The following is a 12,604-nucleotide window of genomic DNA, read 5'->3' on the forward strand; positions in this document are numbered from 1 at the left end:
CGTGCGTGTGGGGGCCGGTCTCAGGAGCCACCACTCGCACTATGCCTACAGGCTACGTTGCAGTTTTCAGACTGTCAAGCACTGCTTGCTGATACGCCAACTATTAGGCGGCGAGCTGCGAACGCTTGTAGCCAGCGGCCTTCGTTGCGGCCCATAGGTCCCGCACATCGGCGATGAGGTAGACGGACCTGCCGTCCCGTGTGCCCGTGGCTACGAGCTTGCCTCGGTTCGCCCAAGATCGGATGGTGGCTTGGGGGAGTGCCTCGCGGGTGACGGGGTCGGAGAGCATGCGGCTGATCTCTGCCGCGGTGCCGTGCTGCAGCTCGGCTGCGGCAAGTGCGCGTTCCCGCCAGTCACTCACGTCCCATTCCTGGCCGCAGGCTCGGCAGTGAGCGTATGGCCTGCCGGTGAGCGCGTACAACGGCTGTCCGCACTCGAAGCCTGCCTCATCCAGGGTGGGGCACATGCCGGCGAATACCCGCTGCCCGGCCCGGTCGGTGGCGCGGGCGCAAGCGTTCAGGGCGTCGCGGAGTTCGGTGAACAGGTCGCCCGCCCAGGCTTGCCGGCGGATGAGGTTCAGCTGGGAGACAAGCCACCCGGCGACGGCGGGTGCTTCACCGGCGGGAATGAGTGTGGGGAGGTGGCTGGCCCAGCCGGCGAGGATCACGGACAGGGTTTGCGCCTGGTCTAGGGCGTCGAGGTTGGCGGGCTCCGCAGGCGATGTACTGCCGCCGAGTCCGCCAACACTGCCAGCTCCGACGTCGAGCTTGCACGCACTGGTGCGGATGCTCGACCATGTGCCGGGCACTTCCCGGAGTGCTGCCTCGAGCTGCTCGGTGTGCCGGTGGCAGAGGGTGATGCCGGCGGGGAGGGGTGCTGTGCAGGTGGGGTGGGTGCATCTGCTCCCGTGGGCACTGTCCGCTACCTGGATGATGGTGCCCTTGATTCGCTGCCCGCTCATGCTCCACCTCGTATACCCGCCAACACTTCCCAGTCTACCAACTGACAGTAGGCATTTTGGGCATTATTCAGCGGCGAGTGCACGCAATTGTTGGGGCACCACGGTCTGCACCAGCTTCCACTGCTTCGCCGACAAGTCCAGGGCTTCGAGGATCCCGCGGATCACCCTGGCCACCAGCTCACCCTGGGACTCTGCCAGGCGGACCTTGCGTTCCTCGATGCCCGCTTTGAGCGCCGCGGTGGTGACCTTGACCAGGTGCTCCCGCTCGCGGAGGTACAGCTGGTACCAGACGGACGGTTCGGCCTTCATGGTGGTCTTGTCGATCGGCCCCTCCGGGCCGATGCCTTCCTCGTGGGAGACCTTGCCCCACGCCAACGAGTCCGCGTCCAGCTCGGCGACCTTCCCGCGCAACCACTGCACATGCGCGTAGGTCACACTGATCTCCTCCAGCAGGGCCTTGCCTGGGTCGATATCGGCGTACTTCTCCGTGATCCCCAGCATCCGTACAGCCCGGTCAGCTTGTTCCGCCGCCTTCCGCTCGGCCAGCCGACGCTCCGCCGCCTTCTTCGCCTGCGGCGACTTCCCGCCGTGCCGTCCGCAACGCTTCTGACCCTTCATCGGCGAGGCAGCGCACGGGTTGCCGTCACGCTTACGGGCACCGCATATTGACGCGTTTTTCTTCACCATTCTCCTCCCACGTATCTGAGCTCACCAGGCGGCCGGGCGTGTATAGGTACATAAACTATCGCCGCTTCCGGATCGAGCCTCATTTCTTCCGCGGATCCGCTGAATTCACAGTTCATAAAGCCGACCTTCGGGGGTGTGGAATTCCGTGAGGTCACCCTGACAACGTCAGGGGATTCGAAAGTGCAGCCGCTGAATCGAATCGATGAAGGGTTCCCAACGAAGGTTATCGTCACATCTCCGGATATGAATCGGCAATCCATAAACTCCAGGTACATTGCTTGGCCCATGAAGGGAGTCACATAAATACTCCCTCCGTCGAAATCACAGTCGGCAAAGGTGATACCCACCTCGCTCTCTTGCAGTGCGGGCGTTATCTCCAGTTTCCCGCCCTCGAACTCTGCCTCGAGAAACCAGGGATTGGTGAAGTCGCCCTGGAGGGCCATAACGCCACTCTGCAGTTGGAGCCCCTTGATCATTCCAGTCTCGTGCCAGGAGCAGTCACGCAAAATCAGTTGACCGCCCCGAACGGCCGCGTCGAGTAGCTCGAACCCCAAGTCAGCCCGCTGAAGTGTCATGGCGCTTCCGCTCCAGCTCCGGTCTGTGCCGGAAAGATCCTTTCTGATCCGTGACGCAACGATTGACACTGCCTCTGCCGCTGCGCTGGATCCAGGCTCCTCGGATGCTGAGTCCTTGATGAACGAACAAAGAAGGGCGATGCACACCTGCTGCTCGTCGAAATTACCAAGGGCTGCCCAGTCATCGGATAGGGAGGCCAGAGAATGCAAGCCGGCCAGCTGCACAGCGCTTCTGTCACTTCCCAGCTGCTCAGCAGAACGGGCGTAGCGGTTCCGCAGTTCGCCGACCTTCTCAAGATCATGTTTATCCAAGCTCAGATTCAAGGTGTCCTGTGCCACCCGCTGAGCTTCAGCTGCTGTGTTCTGTGCCTCTTGCGCGAGTCTTTGGGCGTTCTCCGCCGTCTGCTGCTTCCGGTAGGAGAAGAAGATAGTCACCCCTACGACGAGGGCGCCAGCTAAGGTGACTGCGTTCCGCGTGATCGAGAAATAAACCTCCTGGTCCAATTGGGATAGCCAGAATTTTTTTCTTCCGGCGGCCTGCCATGCGAAGAACCAGAAGCAGGATCCGATGATAGCCAGGGAGAAACCAATGCCGGATAAAAATACGTTGCGCAGCTTCATCGGCTTCCGCTCTTTGGATTTCCTCACGCCGAGACTCTATCGTACGTGTCGCCCATCATTCGCATGCAACCGCGCCTTCTTTCCCTTGTGAATTAATGACGGCCGTCGGCCGTGACGGTGGTGGTATCGCCGAATCTTTCGGTAGAAGGCGCGCTCTGCATGCCGTTCCTGCCGCAGCTCTTTGGCAGCCTGGGAGATGTCTTGGGTGAGTGTCATGGTTGGCCCCTTCCGGCAGGATCAGCTTCGCGTCCATCTGCCTGTCGGCGGAACCTGAGTTGCTCCGGCCGTGGACGCCGACCGGCCGCCCGTGGGCCTGTGCAGGACCGGTCATGATGGTGGGGCTCCGGTGCACTTCCTGGCCCCACATATGCTGGTCTGCGTCATCGTCTGGTTTTTCTTTGGGGGAACGCGTGGAAGTGGATATGCAGGAGTTCGTGGGGAGCGAGATCTTTTGGGGAGCGCTGGCCGTCATCGTCGCGTTGGCCGGGTCCGTGGGCTCTGCGCTGGCATTCGGAATCACCGCGTGGCTCCGGCATCGAGAACGGCCGAGTGCGGATTGGGCTGTCGAAATGAATGGCTCTGCCTATTGGGAAGGCTCGCCTGCACGCAGCGGGTACATGCTCAACGGGCACATTTCCAACGCTGGTGACGGAGAAGCGTTTCGGGTTCGCTTGGAAGCACGTGGGTGCGAAGTCGATCTTTTTACACCATCGTCTGGGGGGAGGGTCGCTCTCGTATCTCCGGGAGAGCAAGTGCACTTCCGGATCATGGCTCGACTGGATGCTTGGGCGACCGCAAATGTGGAAGTGGTTTGGATCGAACCGCCCACCCGTCTCCAAAGGGAATCTCGTGTGCCGTTGCACCCGCGACTTCATATGGAACGCCCGGAAGTGACCGAAGACGTGACGAACCCAGAGACTGGCGTTGTAAGCCAGGTCGTCATAGATCCAGCGACCTACGCGTAGAAGCTTGCAACCTCTCAACGCGCTCATGTCATTTTCTCCGGTTCTGGGTGGTCTGGGCAGTCGTCCCGTAGCGGGTGTGGTGCCAGACTGGTTTGGGGTCTCAGAGCCGTGGCTCGGAGAACCAGTCGCAGGTGCAGTCCGGTGTGCGGGTGGGCGCCGGCACAGGTGGGAGAAGGCGGGCGTAAGCGGCTTGCCAGTCCCGCTCCTGGGCGCGCTCGATGCGACGGATGGCCTCGCGTGCGTTACTCATGGGAGCCCAAAACTGTCGGGTCTTCAGGCACTATTGGATCCGGAAACTTGCTGGCTTCAAACACAGTGTTGAACCATGCCAGAGCCTTCACCAGGCTCATATCCAGTGGAAGTCCCTCAACAAAGGCCTCATATGCAGGCCGCTTGTCTGGCTGCTGATCGTAGCGAGTGCCGATTATCTCCGCAGCCTCCATCCAGCGATTCGATGGGCTGATGTAAATGACCCCATCACCACCGGGTGGGACCAGGAAGTCTCTCTTCGCGCCACCGGCTGCGGTCACGAGGATCTCGTGGGCATGACGGTTACGAAGCCAGGACATCCCGTTGACTATGCATCCGTCCGGGTCAGCATCACGCGCTTCGGTATATATGCGGTTGAGGTGTTTCTTGAGGGCATCGTCCAGTGCAATTGCCCACCAAACGCCTTCGACGGCGCCAGTCCAGGAATCGAAAGCGTCCCGGTGTCCAGCACGGCTGATACATGCGGCGAGGGCGGACTTGCTCCAGTGCATTGCTTGGAGCTGGTCAGGGTCAGGAATTCGAGGAGCTTTCTTGATCCCTTCCCAATAGGGAGCGGCCTGGTGATCCATACTGCGGGCCCGGATGCTGGCGGTCGGTGCTGGCCGGCGCTGCTGGCGCGGGGTTTCGGAGTGCTCTGTCATTTGCGCATCGTATAGGTTTGGTCCTCGGGGCCGGGCGGTGTCCATCCGTCGGCGACCAGGGCCGCAGCGGCATCCTGGGTGACGGCGCACCCGTCCGCGAGCCGCGGGGACACCATGACGGTGACAAGCGCACCCATCAGGGTGCCTCCCGTAGACTCAAGCCCATGTTTCGGGGAATTGTCTTGGGGGAACTTTGGGGAGTAGACGAAGGCGTCTGGGTCCAGCTCTGGTCAGGATTTCTGGGCGCCGCCATGTCAGCAGGTGTTGCGGCTTGGGTTGCAGTGTCCGTGCTGAAGCGATCGAACAAGCACCAGAAAGCCTTGGCGGATAGGCAACGGGAGATGTCGGCTATGGCTGACCTGCTTGCGGCAGCCAGCCGGTTTGAGTACACGCCGTTCGATGCCACACACACAGTCATCCTGGAACAGGATGCGGGTTTTCGGGCTGCGGTATACCGGTGGGGTCTAGAAACGCAAGAGATGACGTTCCTCGGAGAGCTGGACCGCGCCTCGCATGTTCTCACAGCTGGAAGCCTCGCCGCGATTGACAAATCCTCGAACGCCTCTGATCGGGGGCTGTGCATATCAACGGTGCAGGAGATGGTATCTGCCCTCACAGAATTCGGACTTGCTTGGTACGCACCCGACAAAGGTGACCGCGAGCGATCGGGACGCAGGCTGACCGCGACAATCAACAGACTGCGCAAGCGGCTCGCGGCCGTATTGGATGACGGGCCCCTTGCTACAGATACCCCAGCGCTGTAGCCGCGGCTCATTCATCCGCCTTCCGGTCGTGGATGGCTTGGACGAGGGCGTGGCCTTCGGGGTCCGCGGCGTAGGTCTCGACCGCGTGGGCGGCGAGCCACTGTTCCTCGGTGATGGTCTTGCATGTTCCGTCGCATTCCTGCATGGCGCCCGTCCAGCGGGAGCACCATTCGCACAGCTGCGGTTCGGGCTGACGAGGCGGGGCGGGCTCCCAGCAGGCACCATCGCACCCGGCGCACGCAGGGCCGGCGATGTAGGGGCAGCCGTTCATGCGTCCCCCTTGATGGAGTGTGCCCGCTGCCGGAGCCAGACGCTGGCTTTGTCCGCGCCAAGCAGGCTTTCGATGGGCATCTCGTCGGCGGCGGCCAGGAGTGCTTCCTGCACGTTCCCGTACCCGGCCTTGGTGAGTTCCTCGGCGACGTGGGCGGCGTGTAGGTCGTCCCGGTCGTTCGGCTCACCGAGCGTCTCGAGGTAGAGCCGCGCCCCGCAGTCGCAGACCGCCACGTCGGTGTAGCCGTACGTGGGGTGGTCCTCGATCTCGGGGCCCGCGTAGGCGTGCGCCGCGATCACGTCCGCCATTCCGGCGCTCACGCGGCAGCCTCGGCAGGGTCAGTGACGAACCACCATTCGATCCATTCCTCGCAGAACGAATACTCGATGGTCCCTTCCTGGCGAAGGACGTCGGGGAGGCCGTTGTCCCGCATATCGGTGGCGTCTTCGCCGGCGTATACGGCGGCATCATTGTCGAACCAGCCGTGCAGCCAGCATTCGTCCTGCTGCACGGGTTCGTGGCCGGGGCCGTAGTCCTTGGCATGGTGCTCGTTCCAGCTTTCACAGTCGCACGCCGGGTAGATGCGGCAGGCTGCAGATGCGCTGCCCAGGCATTCGAAGTGCGGAACGGTTGTGCGGTTCGGGCCTTCCTTGAGGGAGACCTTGTGGGTGTTGCTAGTCTTGGTCATACCGAATCTCCTTGCTTGTTATTCGGTCACGGCCCCGGAGTGTTCGAACCACTCGCGGGGCCTTTGCGTTTCCGTTTAGTCTACCTTGTGATGCTTGGTAAATCACCTAGCACTGCTTGGCATTTCGGTGATGGTGATGACCAGTTCTTTCGGTGCCCCGGGCCGGTAGATGATGGCCGGCATGGGCTTCTCCATGAACTCGGGGGTGTCATCCGGAACGATCCGGTGGTCCCACGCCTTCGTGCCCGCCAGAGCGTCACACAACGGTTTGAGAGTCCAGGCGGCATTGTCCTCGTCGCGCTTGGTCTTTCCGGGAGGTACCCACATGCACGTGACTCCTATTGTGCTCGCAGGCTAGCGCGGTCAAGGGAAGGTTAGTCCACTCGGGGCGGCTGCAGCTGCGCCTCTGCTACGCCGCAACTTTGGTGACTACGACGAACCCTGCATACAGCATAAAGATCACAGCAGAGAGCCGGATTGCGACGTCGCCCCACACGCAGAATTGGTAAAAGCGCTTCCTTTTTTTGCTGAGGGCTTGGATTCGCTGAATATGATTGCTGTGCGTGTTGCTTCGTATAGCGATATGGCAGAAGAGGTCAAAAAGCAGGGAGCGCGTAGTGAGGCCGCGCACAAAGTTGAGTCCGTCGTCTGCTGCATCCTTGGTGCCGTCACCACCGTCACCGGAGGGTGTCGACTCTACGGGTTTCAGAATGGTGCCGTTCAGGATGGCCTGTACTTCTGCCCCGCTCGCATTCCCTCGTGGTGAGGGGGTGTCCTCATTGGTCATGCGGGGAAGAAGCTCTTCCTGTACCGGAGGGAGCCAAGAGCGACACCAAACTCGTTAGCCATGGCAAGGTCCGACATGCCCTTCTCCATCATGGACACGAGCTTCTGCCTTGGCATCAAAAGAGCACCAGCAAAGTGGTCGGCGAAGATCTCGTCCTCTGGTTTCTCCCAGGGTGCGACTGACTCGTCGGAGCGGCGATCTACGTAATTGGAGGGCGCATCGAGGCTGCCGCTACGTTCCACGTAGTGTCCAATTTCGTGAGCACACGTAAACCTGTATCGGTTCCGGGGTTGGTCTTCGTCCAGATAGATGGAGGCGCCGGATGGGTCGCCCATGATCATGCCGATGACATCGTTGCCTAGCTGAGCGTTGAATACTTCCGCGCCCAGCCTGCGGGCTATTACTACTGGGTCAATCGGAAGGTCGTCGTCTGACCAGTACTCTTCAAGCACAGCCTCGGCTAGGTCTTCAGCAGACTGCCGCAGCGCCGGATGACTATTCGTTGTCAACGTTCTGCTCATTAGGTCTCCCCCTTCCGTCTCTCAATTATGCATGACTTGATGCACGCAAAGTCTGTGTGTACCTATAGCGGCCGTGTCGCGTCAATTTACTCAGGGATCGCGTGGTTGTGATCATGAGGGTTCGATGGTGATGACCAATGCAGCCGGACCGATTCCACCATGCCGCAGGTCTGGTCCGTCCACGTGGAGCCAGTCATCATCCGCGAGTAAGCCGGCCTCCACTATGCCGTCCACGCAGGCTTTCGCGGTGGGGTAGAGGTTGCCCGGATCATAGCGGCCGCGGCGGGTTTTCCAGACACGGGCGACTATTCGGACCTTGCCCACTGCCTGGTCGGTCTCCGGTACTGCAACGCGTGCCGCTTCGCGCCACAGTGCAGTCAGCTTCGCCACCTGCATCCGGTGCATCCGTTGGTTCGAATTTATCCAACCCGCCGGTGCCGGAATGGTCAGGGTGATTGGGTCTCCCATACGGGTCCTGCTTTCGTGTGAGTTTGGTGGGTTTGGTATGTTCCCAAGAGCCGCTGTCCGCCTCTGTGCGGGGTCGGTTTGGACTGGGACGGGGAATCACCCCAGTCGGGGTGTTGTCGCTTCGCAGTGGGCGTTCTGGCAAGTGTGGCTGGGTGTTGCGGGCATGGCTTTGTGGGTGGGGTTCATGGGGTGGCCTCCTGGGTGGTGTTGGTCGCCCCTACGGGGTGGGTCGGTGTGATGTGCTCGGGCAGGACATGGACGGGGTTGCGGTGTAGGTCATAGGCCACGAGGTATGCAGTGAAACTTTCGGTCGGCGTATAGCTGTTCCCTGCCCCCTCGCCGAGCCAGATCACAGCGCCATTGGAGAGGGTGCGCTTGCCTACGATCATGCCTTCACCGCCCGGCCAGCGGTGTTCCTCCCAGCCGGGGCCGGAGAATGGCCCTGCGTTGGGGGACCAAATTTTGTCGGGTCCGCCGAACTCTCCGGGCTGGGCACTGCGCCGGCGGAGGTGTTCGGTGTAGGCCACGCGCTGTCCGAGTTGGAAGTCGCTCATGCTGTGGTCTCGCTTTCGGGTTGGTATTTCTTGCCGATGTGGGTGGGTGGTCGGTGTCCGGTCTTGACGTCTGCCCAGCAGCACCGGCAGTTGCGGGCTGGTTCTTCGGGGTGGTCTTCGCAGGGTGGGCCTTGGGGGAGTGCGGCCGGGTTCGTGGCCGTGGCCGTCCAGTGTTGGCCGTCCTCGGGGTAGAGGTTCGGTGTGCGTTTCGCTGGCCTCCCGTCTGGGCCGGTTTCGGTGGCGTAGTGGGCGAGGGCCCGGATGGTGTGGCCGAAGTCCTGTGCGTGGATGAAGCCGTCGCCCTGGTTGACGGTGTGGAGGAGGATGCCGGGTTTGTTCGGGGTCCAGTCGGGCCGCATGACGATCATGATTGCTGCGAGCCGTTGGCCTTCCTGGTCGGTGAGTTTCAAGCTTTCTCCTACTGGGTTTACTGGCGGCGTGCGTCCTGGTGTCTCGCGTTAAGTGAGCGACGATCGCCGCTTTCTTTCTTCAAGGTCTTTGAAAAGCAACCACGCTGGTAGGTGAGATAGGCACTCAAGTAAGTTCTAGAGTTCTTACCTTCTGCCACTGCGTTTGCCACGTGTTTTGCCACTGTTTTGAGTAGCAATTGCCACTCCTTTTGCTACTTTTGCCACTTGGTTTTAGGCCCCTTTCTGGGTCACATTGGGGTCCTTCAGCCACTCTTGGTCGCCTGCTGCGTCGTCCTGACAGAAGCCGCAGGACTCGTCATAGATGAACCGCTTGACGTGGTTCTTCACGTGCCCGCCGCGGCCGCCGGCACGTTTCCGTTCCGTGATTATTCGAGCCAGGGTTTGGTGCTTCTCGTAGTCGTGGACCCGGTACGTCCTGGCATCCACCTTCACCAGCAGCCCAGCTGTGACGAGCTCCTTGAACCCTGCGTCCCCACGGGCTTTCGCAGCCCGGAGAGACACTTCCCCGTCCTTCTGCTGACGGGCTGTCCGGAGCATCAGTTGAAGGTGCAGCAGCTGGGCTGTGTCGCTCAGCGCGTCGATCTTCGGGTTATCGAAGTAATCCAAGGAGAGCTTGATCCACGGGCGTTCGTCCTGGGCCATCAGTCCTGACTCCCTTCTTCGAATTGCATGGCCTGCACAGCGTTTGCAGGTTCTCGTAGGTGTCCGGCCCGCCCTTCGAATACGGCCAAATGTGGTCTAGGGATAGGTTCTCCGTCGTCCCGCAGTGGAGGCACCGGCAACCGTCGCGCTCGTACACCGCTGCGCGCAACTGGACCGGTATCGGGAACCGGTCATAGCGAACAGACCAGAACTCACCGCCTTCCAGGAAATCCCAGCCACCCGGCACCGGCTGCCAAAACCCAGCACGCACCAGACACCGAGCCAGGGCCCTGCCCCGCGGGAACGAACGGACATACTCCGACGATGCGAAGCCGGGATTCCGGGTAGCCACGGAATGGCACCCAGCCACCACCCACAGGCCGAGAGCTTCCAGCCCTGCAGCGCGGGCACTTGGGTGGGAGTGCATCTTGTCAGCAGCGTTAAACCAGGCCATTGGGGTAACCATTTCTGTTAGTAGGCTGTCGGGCATGGAAATATCTCTCACACCGGATTCCGCTGGCGTCTACGCGCAGATCTTCGCCGCGCTGCTCATTGCGTTGGCACTGGAGCGCTTCGAATCTCTGTCTAAAGAAGCTCCGTTTGCCGCCCGTGCTATCGATCTCTTCAGTCGCATGTCGCGAGCTCTCGGTGTCTTTACAGCGGCTGTAGCCGTAGCCATTCTGTTTCCCGTCATTGGTGGGGCCGAGGTGAGCGGCTTCGCCACTGTCTGGGTGCACGTAACCACCTATATCTGTTCTATTGCCCTCGCCTCCTGGGCAGGCGTCCGGATTGGCATGATGTTCATCGACGCTCGGAATTAGCATTCCCGCTGTCACCGGTGGCCGTCACAAGCCTGGACGACTGCGACTTTGTATCCCCCGAAGGGTGAACCTCCCGGAACGTGCCTGGTAGCGAATTTGGTGGTGCCGCGGCAGTCCTTGATGGGTGCCCCAGGCGAATTCCATTCCCCGGGGTAATCGCCGGGGAACGTGAACACGTAGTCGTAGCCTTTCGTCTTGGATTCGAGGACCGGCAGCTCGTTCCACCCGGGCCAGCAGTGGTCCAGGTATGCTTCGGCGGCCTGGTTCTCGCCTGTGTGGATTGGCGTCCACCAGTCGCAGCCGGCGCAGTAGACCCGGTAGAGCATTCCGCGGCCAACGCATTGGCAGGAGCCGCGTTTGCGCTGCTCGGCTGTGGTCTCGCGCCAGTGATTGCAGCCGGGGTCCGCCGTGTAGGTGAATGAGGGATGCGGGCCACCCATACCGTTTCGCCCGGTCATGGACTCGTGCCAGCCCGGGAAGGCCTTCCAGTCCTGCCAGCGAACGCCTTGGTACCCGTCCACCCAGCGGTGGTGGAGCGCGTCGAGCTTGTCCGGGTCGGTCTCGTAGTAGGTCCACCCGGTGAGGCTGGAGCGATCCTGAGATGTCTCGGATGCTTCGAGCTGGCCCAGCAGGACGAGCAGATCCAGCTGACCCTCCAACTGCGCGGTCACGGTTCTTTCCTCAGGATGCTGCGGCAGTCTTTGCAGTGGGTGTTGGGGCGGCCGGTGAAGTCGATGCCGCATCGTTTGCAGATGAACTCGTCGCAGCGCAGTTCCCGGATCGGCAGTATCCGGGTCGCCAGGATCGTCATGCCACTTCGCCGAACGGGTGGGGTTGTCCGTACTCGCGGGCGCCGAGAGGTTCGGCCGGGGCCGTGGCGGTGACGACGAATGCCGCGCCTTGAGAGCCAGGGATGCGGCGGCCGGGGCAGACGGCGAAGCTGGGTTCGCCGGTGATCCGGACACGGTGCCGTGCGGCAACGGCGGGCAGGTCCCGGTGCGCTTCGACGAAGAGCAGGGTGGCCGCCATGCCGGCGTCGACGATGGGCCAGACGGCTTGGAAGGTGCCCACTAGTCGGAGCACCTGCACTCTCCGGTGGCCCGGATGATGGTCAGGCAGCTGGGGCACTGGTCACCGGGGTTCACGCTGCAGCCTCCGTCGTGGCGTAGCGGGTGAGGAAATCGGGGTGAAAGCCGTACCAGTGGAGGTCGTTCTCGGGATTGCCGGTGGAGACGACGATGACGGGCGCTGATGCGTATCCGAGTTCTCGGACGGCGGCCAGGTCTGCGGGGGATTCGCTGAGGTCCACGGTCTCGAAAGGGATTTCCCGGTCAGTGAGCCAGGTCTTGGTCAAGCGGCATTGCCGGCAGTCCGGGGTGGTGTAAACGGTGATCTGTTTCAAGGTATTTCTCCTGGTGGTTGGTGTTGTGCCGCCCGCTGTTTGGCGCGGACGGCACAACAAAAGATGGGTGGTTTAGAAGGGTGGTTCGTTGGTGGTGGCGGCGCCCCACCCGTTGGTGGAGCCGCCCCAGCTGGACGTGCTCGCCGTCGCCGGGGCCCCGCTTCCGGAGCGTTGGGTGCGGGTGACCTTCGCGGACGCGTACCTGAGACTGGGGCCGATCTCGTCGACCTCCAGCTCCATGACGGTCCGCTTCTCGCCTTCCTTGGTCTCGTAGGAGCGCGTGGTGAGACGTCCTTGGCAGACGACGCGGGTTCCCTTGGTCAGGGTTTCGGCCACGTTCTCCGCGGCCTCACGCCAAACGCTGCAGCGGAGGAACAGGGTTTCCCCGTCCTTCCACTCATTGGACGGCCGGTCGAACGTCCGCGGAGTGCTGGCAATCTGGAAGTTCGCCACCGCGGACCCCGACGGCGTAAACCGAAGCTCCGGATCCGCGGTCAGATTCCCCACTACAGTGATGGTTGTTTCGCCTGCCACG

23 protein-coding genes are annotated in these 12,604 nt (G+C 61.9%); 2 read left to right on the forward strand and 21 right to left on the reverse strand.

Annotated elements, in window-relative coordinates; all coding sequences use genetic code 11:
- Nucleotides 1–103: 103 nt before the first annotated feature.
- From AL3_RS07700 to AL3_RS18375, 5 genes are all read right to left on the reverse strand, one after another.
- Entirely contained in the window at nucleotides 104–961 is an 858-nt protein-coding gene (locus AL3_RS07700) for a hypothetical protein (protein ID WP_066298863.1), read from the reverse strand.
- 63 nt (nucleotides 962–1,024) lie between these two features.
- Nucleotides 1,025–1,648 (reverse strand): HGGxSTG domain-containing protein, encoded by a 624-nt coding sequence (locus tag AL3_RS07705; protein ID WP_083521557.1) that lies wholly within the window; start codon nucleotides 1,646–1,648, stop codon nucleotides 1,025–1,027.
- A complete protein-coding gene (locus AL3_RS07710) occupies nucleotides 1,642–2,871 on the reverse strand; it encodes a hypothetical protein (RefSeq protein WP_151724018.1) in 1,230 nt (409 codons plus the stop codon). Before AL3_RS07710 ends, AL3_RS07705 begins: the two co-directional genes overlap by 7 nt.
- 1,180 nt (nucleotides 2,872–4,051) lie before the next feature.
- Nucleotides 4,052–4,720 (reverse strand): hypothetical protein, encoded by a 669-nt coding sequence (locus AL3_RS07720; protein ID WP_151724019.1) that lies wholly within the window; start codon nucleotides 4,718–4,720, stop codon nucleotides 4,052–4,054.
- Nucleotides 4,717–4,857: a hypothetical protein gene (locus AL3_RS18375; RefSeq protein WP_157075250.1), complete on the reverse strand. Its 141-nt coding sequence runs from the start codon at nucleotides 4,855–4,857 to the stop codon at nucleotides 4,717–4,719. The genes AL3_RS07720 and AL3_RS18375 overlap by 4 nt, the downstream gene beginning before the upstream one ends.
- A 213-nt stretch (nucleotides 4,858–5,070) precedes the next feature.
- Between AL3_RS18375 and AL3_RS07725 the strand changes: the two genes are divergently transcribed.
- Nucleotides 5,071–5,484 (forward strand): hypothetical protein, encoded by a 414-nt coding sequence (locus tag AL3_RS07725; RefSeq protein ID WP_157075251.1) that lies wholly within the window; start codon nucleotides 5,071–5,073, stop codon nucleotides 5,482–5,484.
- A gap of 7 nt (nucleotides 5,485–5,491) precedes the next feature.
- Here AL3_RS07725 and AL3_RS18380 read toward each other — a convergent pair whose 3' ends face one another.
- The 11 genes from AL3_RS18380 to AL3_RS19110 form a co-directional block, all read right to left on the reverse strand.
- On the reverse strand, nucleotides 5,492–5,629 hold the full coding sequence (locus AL3_RS18380; RefSeq protein ID WP_157075252.1) for a hypothetical protein: 138 nt from the start codon (nucleotides 5,627–5,629) through the stop codon (nucleotides 5,492–5,494).
- A gap of 122 nt (nucleotides 5,630–5,751) precedes the next feature.
- On the reverse strand, nucleotides 5,752–6,075 hold the full coding sequence (locus AL3_RS07730) for a hypothetical protein (RefSeq protein ID WP_066298887.1): 324 nt from the start codon (nucleotides 6,073–6,075) through the stop codon (nucleotides 5,752–5,754).
- Nucleotides 6,072–6,443, reverse strand: a complete 372-nt coding sequence (locus tag AL3_RS07735) for a hypothetical protein (protein ID WP_066298889.1) — start codon at nucleotides 6,441–6,443, stop codon at nucleotides 6,072–6,074. Before AL3_RS07735 ends, AL3_RS07730 begins: the two co-directional genes overlap by 4 nt.
- A 102-nt stretch (nucleotides 6,444–6,545) precedes the next feature.
- Nucleotides 6,546–6,770 (reverse strand): hypothetical protein, encoded by a 225-nt coding sequence (locus AL3_RS07740; protein WP_066298891.1) that lies wholly within the window; start codon nucleotides 6,768–6,770, stop codon nucleotides 6,546–6,548.
- Nucleotides 6,771–6,852: 82 nt separating this feature from the next.
- Nucleotides 6,853–7,230 (reverse strand): hypothetical protein, encoded by a 378-nt coding sequence (locus AL3_RS07745; protein ID WP_066298895.1) that lies wholly within the window; start codon nucleotides 7,228–7,230, stop codon nucleotides 6,853–6,855.
- Complete coding sequence (locus AL3_RS07750; protein ID WP_066298897.1) at nucleotides 7,227–7,751, reverse strand: ImmA/IrrE family metallo-endopeptidase; 525 nt, start codon at nucleotides 7,749–7,751, stop codon at nucleotides 7,227–7,229. Before AL3_RS07750 ends, AL3_RS07745 begins: the two co-directional genes overlap by 4 nt.
- Before the next feature lie 111 nt (nucleotides 7,752–7,862).
- Entirely contained in the window at nucleotides 7,863–8,141 is a 279-nt protein-coding gene (locus AL3_RS07755; RefSeq protein ID WP_157075253.1) for a hypothetical protein, read from the reverse strand.
- Between the two features lie 260 nt (nucleotides 8,142–8,401).
- The gene (locus AL3_RS07760) at nucleotides 8,402–8,773 is read right to left on the reverse strand and encodes a hypothetical protein (RefSeq protein WP_066298899.1); all 372 of its coding nucleotides are present in this window, start codon (nucleotides 8,771–8,773) and stop codon (nucleotides 8,402–8,404) included.
- Nucleotides 8,770–9,183, reverse strand: coding sequence for a hypothetical protein (locus AL3_RS07765; protein ID WP_066298905.1), 414 nt, complete (start codon nucleotides 9,181–9,183; stop codon nucleotides 8,770–8,772). The genes AL3_RS07760 and AL3_RS07765 overlap by 4 nt, the downstream gene beginning before the upstream one ends.
- 231 nt (nucleotides 9,184–9,414) lie before the next feature.
- On the reverse strand, nucleotides 9,415–9,846 hold the full coding sequence (locus AL3_RS07770) for a hypothetical protein (protein WP_066298907.1): 432 nt from the start codon (nucleotides 9,844–9,846) through the stop codon (nucleotides 9,415–9,417).
- Nucleotides 9,794–10,336, reverse strand: coding sequence for an HNH endonuclease (locus AL3_RS19110; protein WP_370665187.1), 543 nt, complete (start codon nucleotides 10,334–10,336; stop codon nucleotides 9,794–9,796). Before AL3_RS19110 ends, AL3_RS07770 begins: the two co-directional genes overlap by 53 nt.
- Here AL3_RS19110 and AL3_RS07775 point away from each other — a divergent pair.
- A complete protein-coding gene (locus tag AL3_RS07775) occupies nucleotides 10,335–10,667 on the forward strand; it encodes a hypothetical protein (RefSeq protein WP_066298909.1) in 333 nt (110 codons plus the stop codon). The genes AL3_RS19110 and AL3_RS07775 overlap by 2 nt on opposite strands.
- An 11-nt stretch (nucleotides 10,668–10,678) precedes the next feature.
- Here AL3_RS07775 and AL3_RS07780 read toward each other — a convergent pair whose 3' ends face one another.
- The 5 genes from AL3_RS07780 to AL3_RS07795 form a co-directional block, all read right to left on the reverse strand.
- Complete coding sequence (locus tag AL3_RS07780; protein WP_066298911.1) at nucleotides 10,679–11,338, reverse strand: DUF6349 family protein; 660 nt, start codon at nucleotides 11,336–11,338, stop codon at nucleotides 10,679–10,681.
- Nucleotides 11,335–11,478: a hypothetical protein gene (locus AL3_RS18385; RefSeq protein ID WP_157075254.1), complete on the reverse strand. Its 144-nt coding sequence runs from the start codon at nucleotides 11,476–11,478 to the stop codon at nucleotides 11,335–11,337. The genes AL3_RS07780 and AL3_RS18385 overlap by 4 nt, the downstream gene beginning before the upstream one ends.
- Nucleotides 11,475–11,738: a hypothetical protein gene (locus tag AL3_RS07785; protein WP_066298912.1), complete on the reverse strand. Its 264-nt coding sequence runs from the start codon at nucleotides 11,736–11,738 to the stop codon at nucleotides 11,475–11,477. The genes AL3_RS18385 and AL3_RS07785 overlap by 4 nt, the downstream gene beginning before the upstream one ends.
- 70 nt (nucleotides 11,739–11,808) lie before the next feature.
- Nucleotides 11,809–12,069: a glutaredoxin domain-containing protein gene (locus AL3_RS07790; RefSeq protein ID WP_066298917.1), complete on the reverse strand. Its 261-nt coding sequence runs from the start codon at nucleotides 12,067–12,069 to the stop codon at nucleotides 11,809–11,811.
- A gap of 72 nt (nucleotides 12,070–12,141) precedes the next feature.
- Nucleotides 12,142–12,603: a single-stranded DNA-binding protein gene (locus AL3_RS07795; protein ID WP_066298920.1), complete on the reverse strand. Its 462-nt coding sequence runs from the start codon at nucleotides 12,601–12,603 to the stop codon at nucleotides 12,142–12,144.
- Nucleotide 12,604 lies beyond the last annotated feature (1 nt).

It is taken from the genome of Arthrobacter luteolus NBRC 107841 (assembly GCF_001552075.1).
Taxonomy (GTDB): Bacteria; Actinomycetota; Actinomycetes; order Actinomycetales; family Micrococcaceae; genus Arthrobacter_B; species Arthrobacter_B luteolus.

Excerpts from the sequence above, each read along its gene's own strand:
- AL3_RS07750 (WP_066298897.1), bottom strand. The coding sequence starts at position 7,751 with ATGAGCAGAACGTTGACAACGAATAGTCATCCGGCGCTGCGGCAGTCT.
- AL3_RS07735 (WP_066298889.1), bottom strand. The coding sequence starts at position 6,443 with ATGACCAAGACTAGCAACACCCACAAGGTCTCCCTCAAGGAAGGCCCG.
- AL3_RS07720 (WP_151724019.1), bottom strand. The coding sequence starts at position 4,720 with ATGACAGAGCACTCCGAAACCCCGCGCCAGCAGCGCCGGCCAGCACCG.
- AL3_RS19110 (WP_370665187.1), bottom strand. The coding sequence starts at position 10,336 with ATGCCCGACAGCCTACTAACAGAAATGGTTACCCCAATGGCCTGGTTT.
- AL3_RS18380 (WP_157075252.1), bottom strand. The coding sequence starts at position 5,629 with ATGCAGGAATGCGACGGAACATGCAAGACCATCACCGAGGAACAGTGG.
- AL3_RS18385 (WP_157075254.1), bottom strand. The coding sequence starts at position 11,478 with ATGACGATCCTGGCGACCCGGATACTGCCGATCCGGGAACTGCGCTGC.
- AL3_RS07700 (WP_066298863.1), bottom strand. The coding sequence starts at position 961 with ATGAGCGGGCAGCGAATCAAGGGCACCATCATCCAGGTAGCGGACAGT.
- AL3_RS07740 (WP_066298891.1), bottom strand. The coding sequence starts at position 6,770 with ATGTGGGTACCTCCCGGAAAGACCAAGCGCGACGAGGACAATGCCGCC.
- AL3_RS07775 (WP_066298909.1), top strand. The coding sequence starts at position 10,335 with ATGGAAATATCTCTCACACCGGATTCCGCTGGCGTCTACGCGCAGATC.
- AL3_RS07705 (WP_083521557.1), bottom strand. The coding sequence starts at position 1,648 with ATGGTGAAGAAAAACGCGTCAATATGCGGTGCCCGTAAGCGTGACGGC.
- AL3_RS07745 (WP_066298895.1), bottom strand. The coding sequence starts at position 7,230 with ATGACCAATGAGGACACCCCCTCACCACGAGGGAATGCGAGCGGGGCA.
- AL3_RS18375 (WP_157075250.1), bottom strand. The coding sequence starts at position 4,857 with ATGGGTGCGCTTGTCACCGTCATGGTGTCCCCGCGGCTCGCGGACGGG.
- AL3_RS07760 (WP_066298899.1), bottom strand. The coding sequence starts at position 8,773 with ATGAGCGACTTCCAACTCGGACAGCGCGTGGCCTACACCGAACACCTC.
- AL3_RS07770 (WP_066298907.1), bottom strand. The coding sequence starts at position 9,846 with ATGGCCCAGGACGAACGCCCGTGGATCAAGCTCTCCTTGGATTACTTC.
- AL3_RS07725 (WP_157075251.1), top strand. The coding sequence starts at position 5,071 with ATGGCTGACCTGCTTGCGGCAGCCAGCCGGTTTGAGTACACGCCGTTC.